This is a genomic window from Streptomyces albospinus (assembly GCF_014648695.1).
GTDB lineage: Bacteria > Actinomycetota > Actinomycetes > Streptomycetales > Streptomycetaceae > Streptomyces > Streptomyces albospinus.
In genome coordinates, this window is the sequence record NZ_BMRP01000068.1 from 12752 (window position 1) to 27130 (window position 14379).

Below are 14379 nucleotides of genomic sequence, written 5' to 3' on the forward strand. Positions count from 1 at the left end.
TAGGTCAGTTCGCGGGGTGCAGCAGGGAGGGGTCGAAGCCGGCTTCGCCAAGGACCTCGTCGGTGTGCTGGCCTATGGCCGGGCAGGGCCGCAGGCGCGGCTTGGGGTCGGCCGAGTAGCGCACCGGGCTGCCGATGACCCGGTAGCGGCCCTCGGTGGGGTGCTCGGCCTCGTACAGCAGGCCGCCCTCCTGGGCGTAGGCGGTGGTGGCGGCGGAGGCCAGGTCGAGTACCGGGGCGGCGGCGATGCCCGCCCGGTCGCAGAATTCCTGCCACTCGGCGCTGGTGTGGAGTGGCGTCAGCTCAGCGAGCAGCGGATAGAACTGGTCGGCGTTGCGGGCCCGGTCGGGGCCGGTGGCGAAGCACGGGTCGGCTGCCAGTTCGGGGCGGCCGACGAAGGCGGTGAAGTCCCGCCAGTTGCGGTCGCTGTGCGGCAGGATGCACATCCAGCCGTCGGCGGTGCGCAGGGCGCGGCGCTGCGGGCTGAGCGAGCGCGCCGAGCCGAACTCGCCGTCCGCCTCCAGAGTTGCCGCTCCCAGGTGCTCGACCAGGTTGAAGGCGAGCATGGTGTCGGCCATCGGGACCTCGATGTGCTGTCCGGTGCCGCCGTGTTCCCGGTAGTGCAGCGCGGCCAGGACCGACTGGGCGATCTGCATGCCGCAGATCTTGTCGGCAAGCACCGTGGGAACGTAGTGCGGCTGACCGGAGACTTGGTGGTTGAGCCAGACCAGGCCGCTGGCCGCCTGGATGATGTCGTCGTAGGCGGCGTGGGTGCCGTAGCGGCTGTCGCTGCGGAAACCCTGGGCGTTGGCATAGATCAGGCCGGGGTTGCAGGCTGCGACGTCGTCGTAGCCGAGTCGGAGCTTCCCCAGAGCCTGCGGGCGCAAATTGGTGATGAGGACGTCGGCGGTGCGCAGCAGGGCGAGCAGGGCGTCGCGGCCGTGCGGGGCCTTGAGGTCGATGGCGGCGCTGCGCTTGTTGCGGTTCAGGTTGAGTGCCGGGCCGCCCATGCCGGGGTGGCGTCGTGGCGGGTAATGGCGTGTCATGTCGCCCGTGGGCGGCTCGATTTTGATCACGTCCGCGCCCAGGTCGCCGAGTTGCTGGGCGGCGTACGGAGCCATGATCACGCTGGCGAGTTCGATGACGCGGACTCCGGCGAGGAGTCCGCGTCCGGACGGGCTGTTCGGCTTCTCGGACATCTTCCGGTGCCTCCCGGGGAATGGGGCGGGACGGGCGAACGGCGTCGCGGTGCGGGATCGCGCTGCGAAAGCGCGCGGTGAACTGTGCGACCAGCCCTCACCGGCCCGCGGGTGATGCACTCCAGTTGCCGCAGAGCGCTCAGCGCCACCGGAGGGCGGCGGACCCGAGCGGGGAGCGCCGACCGGGCTGGGGGACCGGGCGCCCGCTGTACGCGAACGGTGTCGCCGGTTCGGTGAGCGGGCCGAAGTCCGTGTCGGTGGTCGACAGCGCGGCGAGCGGCGCGCGTCCGGGCCGGGGCAGGTCGGTGACGTTCTCCCGTGCCAGCAGCCCGAGTTCCTGCACCCAGTGGCACACTCCGGCCAAGGTCACGCGGATCCGCCAGGAGCCGCCCTCGGTCGCACGTCGGCGCAGGACCGTTGCGACGGCGGCGGCCCCGAGGTAGGCGGCGAGGTAGTCATTGAGCAGGTACGTCGGCGGCAGCGACGGCCGGTCGGTCCACTCCTCGACGGCGAATCCAGTTGCTGAGCAGGCGAGTTGGTCGAACCCGCCGCGTTCGCCCCAGGGGCCTTCGGCGCCCCAGGCATGGTATTCGAGGGTGATGAGTCCGGGGCGGCGCCGGACGAGTTCCTCGGTCGACGCCCCGTGCCGGGCAAGTCCCCGGTAGCCGTGCACGAAGACGTCTGCGTCCTGGAGCGTGTCGTGGAAGGCCGCGCGGTCATGATCGTCGCGCAGGTCGCAGTAGGCGTTGCGCTTGCCGCCGCCGGTCATCGCGATCATCGGGATCGGGTCGGGGCGGTCGGGACGCGACAGGTGCAGCACATCGGCGCCGAACTGGGCGAGGAGCCGCGTCGCGACGGGACCCGCGATGACATGGGTGAGATCGAGCACCCGTACGCCCGCGAGCGCCTCATCGGCCGCACCGATCGGCTCCAGCGGCCGGACCGGTCCGTCACCGACGCGTTCGATCTCGACGACCGGACGCTGGGCCACGTACCGCCCGGCGGGGTGCGCGAGCCACTCGTCGCGGGTGCGCACGACGCAGGCGACGCCGCCCCGCGCGCAGATGGCCTCCTCCAGCGTGAAGGCGTCCCAGTCGGCCGCGGCCTGCGCGATCCCCACCTTGTCGAGCCCGCACCTCAGCACGGAGCAGACCGCGTCCCGCAGATGCGGATAGGTGGTGATGATGAAGATCCACCGGCCGTCGCGGGCCCGGTAGAAGTCGTTGTTGCCGAGCAGCGTCGGATCGTCGAGGAGAGCACCGAGCGGGCGCCCCGAGAGCGTGGTGTGATACGTCGCCATGAGCTGGTCGATCGCGGCCCCGGCCTGCACCTGAACCCTCTGGTGCGGGTGGCCGCGCTGTTCGCCGACCGCCGCCGTCTGCCGCCCGAAGACCCCGATTGCGGCAGACATGGTATCGGCGAGGCGGTGCACCGAGGGCACTAGGGGATCGGCCCCGACGACAGTGATGTCCTCGGCTCCCCGGGCCGGATCAGGATCGCCGAGGGTGTGCAGCAGCCGGGACGTGATCTCGCCGGTGGACGACGGCGTTGGCGTCGGTGTCGGCCCGGTAGTGGTCAGCGCGTTCGAAGTCATGCCGGGATGCTCGTTCCCGGCACCGCACGAGCGCCCGCATTCACGGATATCCGTGAACTGATGCGAACGTCACGTCCGCCCCTCCTGGATGTGCGCGAGGAGCCGGGCCGCCGCCCGGTCCAGACTCAGCCGCTCCGAGCGGCCGCGACGCCGGTGCGTCAGAACGAGGGCGCCCGTGACGATGGGGCCTTCGGTGACGGGGATCGCGAGCGCGCTGACCTCGGGGTCGGCCAGACCCTCGCTGCGGCTGATCCGCGACGCACGGATCGCCGGAAGAGCGCAGCGGAACTCGGCGACGCCCTCGGGGTCGTGGCGGGCGAGCTCGTCGAGCAGCCCACGGCGCTCCACCTCGTCGGTGAAGGCCAGCAGCAACCGGCCGGCGGCGGTACGCAGCAGTGGCCGAGCCATGTGCTCGTCGGCGAGTGGTACGAGCCGGGGAATCTCGTCCTCGCCGCCGCGCGCGAGGTGCACGGCGTCGAGCCCGACCCGCACCGTGAGCAGCACCGGGGTACCCGCGACGCGGCTCAGTTCGTCGAGTTCGGCCTGACTGATCCGCGGGACGACCCGGCCTGCGATGAGATTGAGGACGTGCGGGGCAGGACCAAGCCGGAAGCGCCGGTGCTGTTCCAGCAGAAAACCGGTCGCGACAAGGCCGTTGACCAGATCCTGCACCGAACTCGCCGGCGCCTCGACCGCCCGAGCCAACTCGGCCACGGTCACCCCGCCCGGCGCCCGCGCGGCAGCCTCCAGGATCCACACGACCCGGTCCACCGTACGGTGACGCCGCCGCTGGCCGTGCTTGCTCATCCCTGCCCCACCTTGTCCTTCTTGTGCGTCGTCGGCCGCTCGGGCCGACACGGCTTGTCGATCCTTTCCCCCACCACCCCGACGATCAAGTCGGCCCGGCCCCCGCTGACGCCACAAGGACGGCAGCAGAAGGTGGTTCACGCGACGGCGGACGGGACCGTCTCCGGGGCGCTCCGCCTGCCCTGGAGTCATACCTGAACCGCGTCGAGGCGGACGCCGGCAAGGGGACAAGATCGTGAGACAAGTCGCCGTGGCCCCTGGATGAGACACATCGAGAACACGCAGACCGCGATCACGGAACGGGACATTCCAATTGAGGGCCTACACCAAGAGATGTCCCTCTCCAGCCCGGGGCTGAAGGAGGTGCGGGTCCAGGGCCTCCACTGCACGCTGCTGCATGCCGTCGGCCTCGGCCTCGACAACGTCGACAGGAACACGGTGGATGCCGTCATCGAGGACGTGACGCGCTACGCGCAGACACTGGTCGCCTTCACGCTCACATTCGACCGGCCGGCAGTTGGCAACGTGGCCTTCGAGATCAGCGGATGGCCGGGCCGCCCATTCGCCCAGGTCGTGGAGACTCTCACACAGGTGATGGAGAAGAGGTGCGAGCTCTTCACGGCCGCACCGAGCCGCTACCCCCATATCTCCCTCGCCTACACCTCAAGCGACGCCCAGGACATCAACGCCACCGACCTCAAAGTCGAACTGGCGGCTCTCGAAAAGCCACTTTCCGGGACCGTGCTCGCGGATCGGGTGCATCTCGTCGAGCAGTGGCACGACGGCGACGGACGCATCACATGGAACCCCATCGCCGAGGTTGCCTTCACCGGGGAGGTGCCGGTATGAATTGGCCCGGCCCCCGCCCGATCCACGGTGACCAGGTCCGCGTCATCACCGGCTCCGACGTGATGACCTTCGTAGGGGACATCAAGTCGGTAGGAGTCATGCGCGATGGCTGCGGGTCCGTCGAGTTGACACTCCCGGACGCCGATCCCCAGCAACGACGTGCTCTGGAGGGCGCAACGGGGTTGTTCGAGTACTGGATGTACCGCGGTGACAGTGGTGTACCAATCCCCCGCCCTGAAGATCAGCAATATGCATCGGATCGAAGACGGCCCCCTGGTGGTCACCGCTACGCCCTGAAAGGGCCCCCATGCGAGGAGAGCGCACGACGGTAGCCCTCTGACGCCGACTCTTGGGTTCATACCGGCGTCTCGACAGTGGTCGGGGCAGGGGCCATTGTTCAGGGCCGGAGGGGCTGTCGGCGTTGCCCGGCGATGCGGTCGCCGGTGTCCCGTGGCCAAGGAGATGGCCGCGGGACACCGGGGCGCCCGTGGGTCAGGCTGTGCGCCAGCCGGGGCCCCTCCGTCTGACGGCCGACGGCGGGAGCGCGCGGACGACAGCGAACGACGACAAGGAGAACCACGTGACCATGACGGTGCCGGACGTCGAAAGCCTGCGGATCGGTGTGCTGTACGACCAGGCGTCCCCGGAGCGCCGGGGGTCGGTCGTGACACGGCATGAAGCCAAAGGTCAGGTAGCCCCCAGCCCCATGCAGCCACCAGCCACAGGCCCAGCGCGGAGTCTGCCCTCAGAAGTCGTAGCAGACGTAGGCGCCCTCGGGCCCGCGGGCGATCCGGTCCGAGCCCCAGCAGTGGAGCATCGGCCCAACGCGGAATAGGACGGCGCCACCGGCCAGCAGGACAAGGACGGCGAGCACGGCGGTCACGATCCGCATGGCCGTCATCCGCCGTACGAGCCACCAAGCCCCGGCGACCGCAAGCGCCCCCAGCCCCAGCATGACGGTCGATATCGGGGCGGTGTTGTTCTGGATCCCCGGAAAGCGGTCCGGGTGCGTGGCGTGTTGGACGGCGGCGAAGGCGAAGAAGAACAGCAGCAGCCCCAGCAGCAACAGTCCGACGGAGCCGACCCCGCGGCCGACGGCCCGGCCCCGGCTCCGCGGGCTTCCGGGCGCCTCGGCGTCGTCCGCGCGCACGAGCCGCCGGTCGAGGACCGCCCGCAGCCGGTCCACCTCCTCCGGGTCCGCCACGGCCCGTTTGGGCAGGACGGCGAAGCCGATGGCGGACTTGTCGGCGCTAAGAAGCACGAACAGCTCAGGCGTTTCGACATAGCGTGAGTAGAGGTGCCAGTCGTGGCTGGCCGAGCTGTGCGCGGTGGTGAGCCGGACCCCGGTGTCGTCGACCGTCCCGCGGATGTCCCCCTGCCGTTCGGCGAGCCGGTGGAAGCGGCGCGCCTGCAACCACGGCACCGCAGTCATGAAGGCGACGAAGACCACCACCCCCGCATACAGCGGCCACGGTGTGTCCCGGTGGCCGGAGCCAGCCGCCGACAGCAGGGCGCCGACACTCGTGACCGCCACCGTCCAGACCAGCGCCCCGCGCTGAAAGCGTCCCGCGCCGGTGCTCCTCGCGCGTGCCCGCAGCGCGGACGCCAATTCGCCGACGGTCGGCCGGTAGGCCAGCTCCACCGGTCTCTCGGCGACCGCGTCCGTTTCCCGACCCTCGGCCATGTCCCCTCCCCAGTTCGGTGATCAACCGGATCGTAGAGGCCTTTCTCAGCCACTCCGGCGACCTGGCGGCGGTCGGCACCGTACGTAACCAGGCCGGGAGACCCGCACTACCGGCACGAGGTGACCGGCGAGGGCGCGCACCGCGAGCTCGCCGAGGCTCACCAGGGAGTTGGCCGGGGAGGCGGGTACCGCAACTCAGCGGTCCGCGGCGTTGGCGAGGGCGTCAGTGAGTCGGCGGCGGAACGGAGTCAGGTGTTCGTCCGCGCCGGGGCACACCTCCACCAGCGTGTCCATGACGGTGCGGAGTTCGGCGAGCTGACCGGAGGATGGCTGGGCAGCGAGGAAGGCGGTCAGGCGGCGGTCCGCCTCGTCCCAGTGAGGCATCAGGCAGTGGATGAGGAAGAGGTTACCCAGCGTCGGCACGACGGCCGAAGGATTCTCCGTTGACGCGGCCTCGGGCTCCAGGATCTCCACAGCGCGCGCGAGTGCCTGGTCGCGAGCGGGGTCCCGCAGGGCGTGCAATGCCACCGCGCGTTCATAGTGCGCCCACCCGTCGCCGGGGGCGAGTTCGACGGCGCGTGTGAGATCTGTCAGGGCTGCCTCGTACCGGCCGATGAGACGGTGGACGAGCCCTCGGCAAGCGAGGGCGAAATCGTCGTCCGGATTGATCTCCAAGGCGCGGCCGAGATCGGCCAGCGCAGCCGTGTACCGGTTCTCCAAGCGGTGGGCGCTGGCTCGCTGGACGTAGGCCGACGCTTCACCGGGATCGATCTCAAGGAGCCGGGTGTAGTCGACGACGGACGCATCCCAGTGGCCAAGGTGGCGGTGGAGTCGGGCGCGACTGCTGAGCGCCCATGTGTAGGTGGGATCCCGGTCGAGCGCCGCGTCGTAGTCGGCTCGGGCCTGCGCATAGTGACCGCGGGTCTCGTAGACCCGCCCGCGGGAGACGCGGGTCCAGCCGTCGTCTGGAGCGAGGGCGAGGGCCCGGTTGAAGTCGGCAAGAGCCGCCTCGTGCCGGCCCATGACGTCGTGGGTGTGGCCGCGGTTGGCGAGGGCCCAGGTGTCATCCGGAGCGAGGGCGAGGGCCCGGTTGAAGTCGGCAAGAGCTGCCTCGTGGTGGCCCAGGGCACGGTAGGTGAGACCACGGCTGGTGAAGCCCCAGGTGTAGTCCGGGTCGATGGCGAGGGCTCGATCGTGGTCAGCGAGGGCTGCCTCGTGCCGGCCCATGGCGCTGTGGGTGCGGCCGCGGTTGTGGAGTGCCCAGATGTCATCCGGAGCGAGGGCGAGGGCCCGGTTGAAGTCGGCAAGGGCCGCCTCGTGGTGACCCAGATCATGACGTGTCGCAGCGCGGCTGGTGAGGGCCCAGATGTAGTCCGGGTCGATGGCGAGGACCCGGTCGTAGTCGTCGATTGCCGCCTCGTACTGTTGGAGGAACTGGTGTGCCAGGCCGCGCTGGGCCAGATTGAGCTTGTCCGTGGGGTCGGCCTCGATGGCCCTGGTGAAGTCGGCAAGAGCCTCGTGGTATTGGCGGAGCTGGAAGTGGGTCAGCCCGCGCCCGAAGTAGGCGAGGCTCCCGTCCAGCCCCAGTTCGATGGCGCGGTCGTAGTCGATCATCGCCTGCTCGTAGCGCTCGGCGTTGCGGTGCTGCCGGCCGCGCAGTGCATGGGCGAGCGCCTGACTCTGGGGTCTGAGGGCGGTGTGGGAGAGGAGAAAGGTCAAGGCGCCGATCGCCGGGTCGGGTTCGTCGAGGGCGGCGCGCAGCCGCTGTCCGGCTTCGATGACGGCGGTGGCCTCGGAATCCTCACCCGCGTGTGCGACGGTGTCCGCTAGGCGTCGGAGGGTGGCGAGGTCGTGGTGGTATGCGCTGACGAGTTCGCCCAGCGCGTCGGGTAGGGCGGCGCGGGGGTCGGCGCACAGGCGGTGGTAGGTCTCGTGGAGGCGGGAGGCGCGCCAGCGTTCGTCGTCCCAGTGCGCCTCGTCGGAGCCGGTGCGCCCCTCGTTTTCCCGACGCTGCTGCTGGAAGGCGTCGGCGAGGCGGGTGTGCTGCTCTCGCCAGCGTTCGGGTGACTGGTGGCGTTGCAGGCGCAGCATGGCGTTGCGGACCACGTCGTGGTAGCGGTAGCGGCCGGCGTGGTCGCGTACGAAGGGCAGGGAGCGCAGCCAGGTGAACAGCTCCCCGGCCGCTTCGTCGTCGTTGATGGCGGCTTGGCAGATGTCTTGGTCGAGTTCCAGGGGGAGGGCGCAGGCGAGGGCTGCGGCGCGGCGTGCGGGGTCGGTCTCCCACTTCAGGAAGCGTTCGACGGCGGTGCCGCTGGGGTCGCCGACCTCGGCTGGGTCTGTGGGGCGTGCCTCGGCGAGCATGGAGACCAGGACAGGTAGTCCTTCGGACAGTTGCAGGATCAGGTCGATTACGCGTTCGTCGGTGACGCCCTTGGTGGCCAGCAAGTGGCGGGCCTCGTCGTCGGTGAAGACCTCCAAGGGGAGGTCGGTGACGAGGTCGAGCCAGTCGCCCCAGCACCGCACGTCCAGCCGGGACTGGCCGGCCAGCAGCACCATCACGTTCGCGGGCAGCTCGCCGTACCGGTCGCTGACCAGTATGTCCCGTAGCCAGATATCCAGCAGAGGGCCGCTGCGCTCGTAGGTGTCGAAGAGCAGCACCACCCATGGCCGGCTCTGTGCCGCATCGGCCAGGGCTCGGAGGAAGACGGGGGTGAGGACCTGGAGCGGGGAGAGGACGAGCCGGACGTCCTCGGGGCTGCGCAGGCGGGCGCTGAGCATCGCCTTGAGGCGGTCCGCGCCGGCTGCCACATGGCTGGCGCTGACCGCGCCGGTGAACGCGCCCACGCCCGGTATCAGCCCAAGGCCCGCCAGGCCGAGCTGTGAGACGACCATGCTCGACGGTGACGGTGAGGGCGGCGCAGCCGAGTCAGGGGAGCCGGCCGCCATCTCGGCCTCGGCCAGGCTGGAGTCGGCTTCGTGACGCCGCTGTCGGTAGGTCGCCAGCGCCTTGTCGAAGTCCTTCGACGGCGCGCCCTGCGCAGCGAGCTGGGCGCTGACGGACTCCATCACCTCGATGGGGTCTGCGGCCGACTCGTCGGCGTAGGTGGTGATCGCACCTGCCTCACGGGCGACGCTCTCCAACTGCCGTGCCAGCGTGGATTTCCCCACGCCGCCGGGGCCGTGGATGTGGAAGAGGAACTGCGTCGCCTCCTCGGGCATCTGCCGCAGCGCCTGCTCGAACGCGGCTTGTTCACTGCGTCGTCCGACGAACCCGCTGCGGCGCCGACGCCTGATCAGTTCCTGCCGTGAAGGACCCCGCCCCGCCACCTACGACCTCCCTGGTCTCCGACCGGCACCCGCCACCACCATGTTGTCACCGCGGTCGCAACGGCGTGACGAAAGCCGGGACATCGGGCCACAGGTCCGCTGGCCAGAGGCGACGTCGGGTAGTTCTGCGTGGGTTCGATGTCGCGGGCCGCGTTGAAGTCCCGGTCCATCGTCAGACCACAGATGGTGCAGTGGAACGTCCTGTGGGACAGCGCCAGGCGTGGGTTTTTCTGAACAGGTCTTGTTGGAGAGCCACCAGCGTCCAAGATCGCCAGTTGGGAGCCGTACCAGGAAGTCTTATAGGTCAGTTGCCGGAGCAGTTCGCCAGGGTCGGCGTCGAGGATCGCCCGGTTCAGCCCGGCCTTCTCTCGGAGATGGCGGACAATCGGGTGTCCTGCAGCTGGCCGAACGAGAAGCGCCAGGCGAAGGTCAGGGCTGTGAGGCCGAAGGCGAAGAGGGTCGGCCACAGGAGCCAGGGCGAGGGCCAGTCCGCAGGCCAGCGCCGATCGAACAGGAAGGCGGACGAGGTCGTCATCCCGATCGCGATGAGCGGCACGGTCCAGGCGAAGGGAAGAGTTCCGAGTTGGCGGCCCCCGAAGGCGATCGCGATGCTCAGGTGCATGGAGACGTTGGCGGGGACGAAGAGCCATAGGACCCATCCGTCGCCCCCGATGCTGGTGCTGAGAGCGGCAGCGGAGGGGACGGCCGCGACCAGGACCAGGTGGCAGAGGCCGAGGAAGGTGACGACGGTCCGGGTGAGCCAGCCCACCTGTGGTTTCACCAGGACAAGGTGGGAGTCGGCGGAGGGGACGGCTGAGCCTGGCTCCGGGTTCGGCTGTTCCGGGGCGTCGGCCTCCTGGGTGAGGGGCGTGCCGATCAGCTCCTCTAGGTCGTCTCTGTCGGTGGTTGTCCGCTCCTGGACTTCGCTGATGAGGCTGCTGGCCCACTGGTAGGTGTCGGGGTCGGCGTCCGGGGTCGTAGCGCGGTCGGCGACGGCGTGTTCGAGGTCGGTGAGCCACTGGCGGGCGTGGTCGGTGCCGAGTTCGGCGGTGACGGTCTGGGCCGCGAGCGGCAGTAGGCGTTGCGGGTCGGCGGCAACGGCCCGATGGGCACCGGCGGCGAGGCCGGGCTGGTCCTGGGCGGTGCGGGCGACGGTGCTGAGGGTCTGGTGGCGCTGCTCGGTGGCGAGGGAGTCGTGCTGCAGGAAGGCTTCGATGAACTCCTCGCCGCTGTCGGTCTCGACTTCGGCAAGCCAGGCGGCGGCCAGCGGTTCGCCGACAGCGCCCCAGTGGGCTCCGTCGGTGGCCGGGTAGGCGGCGGTCAGGACGTCGTCGAGCGCGGCCAGCTGGCGGGCGTCGGGAGGGGCGGTGATCCCGTAGCCGCGGTGATGGACGTCGAAGCCGGCCCGGACGGCGGCCCGGCCGTCCTGCGCGGTGCGCGCGCCGGCGAGGAACTGGGCGGTGACCAGGGTGCGGATCAGCTTGTCGTTGACGGTGCCTTCGGGCAGGCGGGCTTCGGCTATGCGCCGTACGTACTCCACTTCGTTCGCGAGCAGGACCTCCATGGGGTGGTCGTTCAGGGCGAACTCGGGGTTGGCGTGGGCCAGCACATCGGCGAGCGCGGCGATGTGGTGGTAGATCACCGGTTGCCGCGTGGCGTGCTCGATGCCGGCGCCGTAGAGGCGCGGTGCGTCGGCGACGATGCTGTCCGGCCAGGTGTCATCGCCGTGTCCGGCCTGCTGGAGCAGCCGGATGCGTCGGGCGAAGGCCGCCTTCGCCTCTACGTAGATGTCTTCGGGGCTGTGGCCGTCCAGGGCGTCATCGGGCGTGAGGGTGAAGGCTTGCCCGGCCGGGCCGACGTTCCGGGTGCGCAGGTACCGGCGCAGCGCCGGCCACCAGGTGTCGTGTCCGCGGGCCAGGAGCAGGACCCGGAGGGTGGCGCCGTCGTGGGAGCCGGCCAGGGCCGTCATGAGGTCGCGGATCTGTGGGAGGCGGGTTTCTGCGAGGTCGACGGCCAGGAGCAGCGGGTAGCTGGCGGCGGCGAGGACTTGGTAGTCGGTGTGGCTGGGGTTGTCGGCGAGGAAGCCCCCGCTCCAGGGCCGTTGGTTGCCGGGGGGCGTGGTGAGGCGGTGCAGAACCTCGGTGACCAGGCGGGATTTGCCCGTGCCGCCCAGGCCGGTCACGGCGGCGACGTCGATGCGGTCCGTGCCTTTGCACCACTGCTCTATCTGTTGGACGAGTTCGCTCACGCCGGTGAGATTGGTGACTTGGGAGCGGGGGTCGAGCAGGTAGGTAGAGGACAGCTTCGGGTCGGGTGCGTTGTCCATCAGCGGCCGTAGGTCGGCGGGCTGGAGGCGTGGGGTCATGCCGGTGTGGGCGGCGACCGCGTGGGTGAAGCCGTCGGCGGCCAGCAGATGCGAGAGCGGCAGCACCATGAGGCACCGGTCCCACTGGCGGTCGACCAGGCGGGCAAGTCCGATCAGTACGCCGTTGCAGAAGACCCCGGCCCCGGACAGCCCCTGCCAGTTCTTCACCTCGGTCGGCACGGCGCCGTCGACTCCGAGCGCGTACAGCTTCGAGCGGGATCCGGTGTGCGGGGCGATGGTTCCTTCCACCGTCTTCAGGTCGTCGACGTACTGCTCGGAGCGGGCAGAGGCCCGGCGGCGCATCGCCTTGGGGAACCCCGTCATCGAGCACACGGGGCGGCGGCCCGGGTAGTCACAGACCAGTTCGCCCCAGCGCACGATGCCCATACCGGCTCCGACCAGAGCGCGGTCGGCCTTCAGCAGCACCGCGTCCAGCTCCGTGCTCTCCCACACCACCACCGCCTCGGTGAAGGCGGCACTCACCGTGTCCCGGACGGCGACGGCACTGCCTCCTCCCGGCAGGGCCACGTGATGGGCGGTGAGCACCAGGCCGGGCGCGATCAGACAGCCGGTCCCGTACGACTGCTTGTGCTGGTTGCTGACTTCGACGGTCCGTAGAACCGCTCCCCCTGCCATCGCTCAGCCCGCCTTTACCGCAAGCCGTCCACCGGCCCGCCGCGGCCTCCACCGGTGTCACCGATCAGCAGATCGCTGCCCTCGCCGTCCGGGGCTACCGTCAAGGTGACCGTCATCCGGTGCGTTGCCGTCTTCGCCCGCTCCCCCTTGGCGTCCGCGGAGACCACGAACGCCTTCACCCCGCCGCCGGCCGACGCGGTGTTCCGCAGCTCGATTCCCAGATCCAGCACGATCTCCTTGACCGTGAACCGAACCGGTGACCCGTCCCCGTCCTGCTGCGCGGCCGCCAGTCCCTCGCGCACCGCCTTGATCGCCTCGGACAGTTCGGTGGGCTCTAACTCCATGGTTTCCCCCTTGATCGCTTCTGTGCGGAGAGCCAGTCTGCCGGGCAGCGGCCAGCGGCGGAAGGACACGATCGGCCCGCCCGGCACGGGCCTACGAGGCGGTCGGCGCGGTGCGCCGGAACGGTGCCAGCGGCGGAAGCGGAAGACGGAGCCCCGACACGCCACGGATACTCAGTTCACCGTTGTCAGCCCTGCGCAGCAGCTCGCCCGTGTTCTCCAGCGCCATGACGACCCCGGTGCGCAGGCGCCGGTGGAACGGAATGGCGAGCGGGACGAGAGCGGCGATGGCGGCCGGATTGGGAATCGAGCTGTTGCGCAGCTCGCCCGCGACCTGGCTGAAGGCGTAGCCGAGCTTTGTGCCGCAGCTGGATGTGGGATCGCTGCAGAGAGGTCAGCAGCAGCGCCAGCCTGTCCTCGCACGCGGTGCGCAGGGCGCTGACGCTGTCGTCTGCGAAGAGCCCGCGGCCGCGCTCGAGGCGTTCGAGTACGGCCTTGAGTATCTTCATGTCGATGTCGCCGGCGTACCGAAAGGGCTGCTCCACCCGGGCCAGCAGCTTGCCGCAAATCCGTCGCCTGTCCAACCGCAAAAGCCCCCACCCTCCGTACCGCCACCGTCGGTAGTCCGCCGCCTGTGTTTCGGGCTTCCCATGCGGTGTTAGTTGCGCGTGTTGTGCAAAGCGCTGGCGAGGCGCTCGTGCATCGCAAGAGCCTTCGGATCGTTGTACTGCTCGACGAGTGAGGCGGCCTCTTCACGGTGCCGGCGGCTTTGCTCCTCATCCGTTGCGGCAAGTGCGTCTGCAAGATGTTCCAGGGCCAGTGCCAGGTACCAGGAGTTGTTGAGAGTCCGGAGCATGGCGACCGCTGTCCGGTGGAAGTCGGCGGCCTCTTCGAAATGGTCGAGTTCCTGGTACGTCTCGCCGATCGCATCCAGCGCCTGAGCTTCACGGGCACGGTCACGAAGCTGACGGTGCAGCGCTGCGCTGTGCTGGTAGGACTCAAGTGCTTCAGCGTGCTGCCCATTGGCGCACTGGGCGTGCCCGACATCGAGCAAAATGTAGCCCTGGAAGATGGAGTCCTCTCGTTCATGTGCGAGAGCGAGGGCTTCCTGAGCAAGGGCGAGAGCGCGCTCGGGCTGGCCAAGGCCGAGATGCCCTCTGCTGAGGTCGAGCAATGGTTGGATGTGGTTGCTGAGGTCTTGTTCGAGAGCTTGATGAGCGTCTAGTAGATCGTCGCGGCTAATGCTTGGGGTAGAGGTGGCGCAGTTTGATGCGTGCATCGTGGGTGGTGAACTGCCAATTCACCTGGCGTTGGTCGGTGTTGGTGGCGTTCTGCCAGGCCGTGAGTTCGGTGTTGAGTGTGTTGAGGTCGTCGATGCGGCGGTCGAGGCATTGCCGGGTGAGTGCGGAGAGTTCGATCTCGGCGATGTTGAGCCATGAGCCGTGTTTGGGTGTGTGGTGGATCTCGAGGCGTTGGGCCAGGGTGAAGGCTTCTTGCGGTTCGAATGCCTCATACAGTAAGGCGATGTTGTGGGTGTTGAGGTTGTCCATCACCAGAACCACGGTCTCGGCGTTGGGG

Annotated in this window: 10 protein-coding genes and 2 pseudogenes; 1 reads left to right on the top strand and 11 read right to left on the bottom strand. The window is 69.5% G+C overall.

What is annotated here, in order from left to right; genetic code table 11:
• Positions 1-4 precede the first annotated feature (4 nt).
• From IEZ17_RS38715 to IEZ17_RS38725, 3 genes are all read right to left on the bottom strand, one after another.
• A complete protein-coding gene (locus tag IEZ17_RS38715; RefSeq protein ID WP_189308322.1) occupies positions 5-1198 on the bottom strand; it encodes a CaiB/BaiF CoA transferase family protein in 1194 nt (397 codons plus the stop codon).
• 139 nt (positions 1199-1337) lie between these two features.
• A complete protein-coding gene (locus IEZ17_RS38720) occupies positions 1338-2792 on the bottom strand; it encodes a CoA transferase (protein WP_189308323.1) in 1455 nt (484 codons plus the stop codon).
• A 69-nt stretch (positions 2793-2861) separates the two neighbouring features.
• Positions 2862-3599 (bottom strand): helix-turn-helix domain-containing protein, encoded by a 738-nt coding sequence (locus IEZ17_RS38725; RefSeq protein WP_189308324.1) that lies wholly within the window; start codon positions 3597-3599, stop codon positions 2862-2864.
• Positions 3600-3932: 333 nt separating this feature from the next.
• Between IEZ17_RS38725 and IEZ17_RS38730 the strand changes: the two genes are divergently transcribed.
• Positions 3933-4448 (top strand): 2'-5' RNA ligase family protein, encoded by a 516-nt coding sequence (locus IEZ17_RS38730; RefSeq protein WP_189308325.1) that lies wholly within the window; start codon positions 3933-3935, stop codon positions 4446-4448.
• A 745-nt stretch (positions 4449-5193) separates the two neighbouring features.
• On the opposite strand, the gene IEZ17_RS38735 is transcribed toward IEZ17_RS38730, so the two are convergent.
• The 8 genes and pseudogenes from IEZ17_RS38735 to IEZ17_RS45135 form a co-directional block, all read right to left on the bottom strand.
• The gene (locus tag IEZ17_RS38735) at positions 5194-6132 is read right to left on the bottom strand and encodes a YcxB family protein (protein ID WP_189308326.1); all 939 of its coding nucleotides are present in this window, start codon (positions 6130-6132) and stop codon (positions 5194-5196) included.
• A gap of 195 nt (positions 6133-6327) precedes the next feature.
• Complete coding sequence (locus tag IEZ17_RS38740) at positions 6328-9459, bottom strand: ATP-binding protein (RefSeq protein WP_189308327.1); 3132 nt, start codon at positions 9457-9459, stop codon at positions 6328-6330.
• Positions 9426-9926, bottom strand: coding sequence for a zinc ribbon domain-containing protein (locus IEZ17_RS44040; protein ID WP_189308328.1), 501 nt, complete (start codon positions 9924-9926; stop codon positions 9426-9428). Before IEZ17_RS44040 ends, IEZ17_RS38740 begins: the two co-directional genes overlap by 34 nt.
• A complete protein-coding gene (locus IEZ17_RS38750) occupies positions 9812-12460 on the bottom strand; it encodes a hypothetical protein (RefSeq protein WP_189308329.1) in 2649 nt (882 codons plus the stop codon). The genes IEZ17_RS44040 and IEZ17_RS38750 overlap by 115 nt, the downstream gene beginning before the upstream one ends.
• A 14-nt stretch (positions 12461-12474) precedes the next feature.
• Complete coding sequence (locus IEZ17_RS38755; protein ID WP_189308330.1) at positions 12475-12804, bottom strand: trypco2 family protein; 330 nt, start codon at positions 12802-12804, stop codon at positions 12475-12477.
• A gap of 655 nt (positions 12805-13459) precedes the next feature.
• A complete protein-coding gene (locus IEZ17_RS43490; protein ID WP_506005280.1) occupies positions 13460-13735 on the bottom strand; it encodes a hypothetical protein in 276 nt (91 codons plus the stop codon).
• A pseudogene (locus tag IEZ17_RS45130) lies at positions 13709-14080 on the bottom strand (hypothetical protein); the annotation flags it as partial. The pseudogene IEZ17_RS45130 and the gene IEZ17_RS43490, both read right to left, overlap by 27 nt.
• 90 nt (positions 14081-14170) lie before the next feature.
• Positions 14171-14379, bottom strand: a pseudogene (locus tag IEZ17_RS45135) (transposase); the annotation flags it as partial.

Excerpts from the sequence above, each read along its gene's own strand:
- IEZ17_RS38715 (WP_189308322.1), bottom strand. The coding sequence starts at position 1,198 with ATGTCCGAGAAGCCGAACAGCCCGTCCGGACGCGGACTCCTCGCCGGA.
- IEZ17_RS38720 (WP_189308323.1), bottom strand. The coding sequence starts at position 2,792 with ATGACTTCGAACGCGCTGACCACTACCGGGCCGACACCGACGCCAACG.
- IEZ17_RS38725 (WP_189308324.1), bottom strand. The coding sequence starts at position 3,599 with ATGAGCAAGCACGGCCAGCGGCGGCGTCACCGTACGGTGGACCGGGTC.
- IEZ17_RS38730 (WP_189308325.1), top strand. The coding sequence starts at position 3,933 with ATGTCCCTCTCCAGCCCGGGGCTGAAGGAGGTGCGGGTCCAGGGCCTC.
- IEZ17_RS38735 (WP_189308326.1), bottom strand. The coding sequence starts at position 6,132 with ATGGCCGAGGGTCGGGAAACGGACGCGGTCGCCGAGAGACCGGTGGAG.
- IEZ17_RS38750 (WP_189308329.1), bottom strand. The coding sequence starts at position 12,460 with ATGGCAGGGGGAGCGGTTCTACGGACCGTCGAAGTCAGCAACCAGCAC.
- IEZ17_RS38755 (WP_189308330.1), bottom strand. The coding sequence starts at position 12,804 with ATGGAGTTAGAGCCCACCGAACTGTCCGAGGCGATCAAGGCGGTGCGC.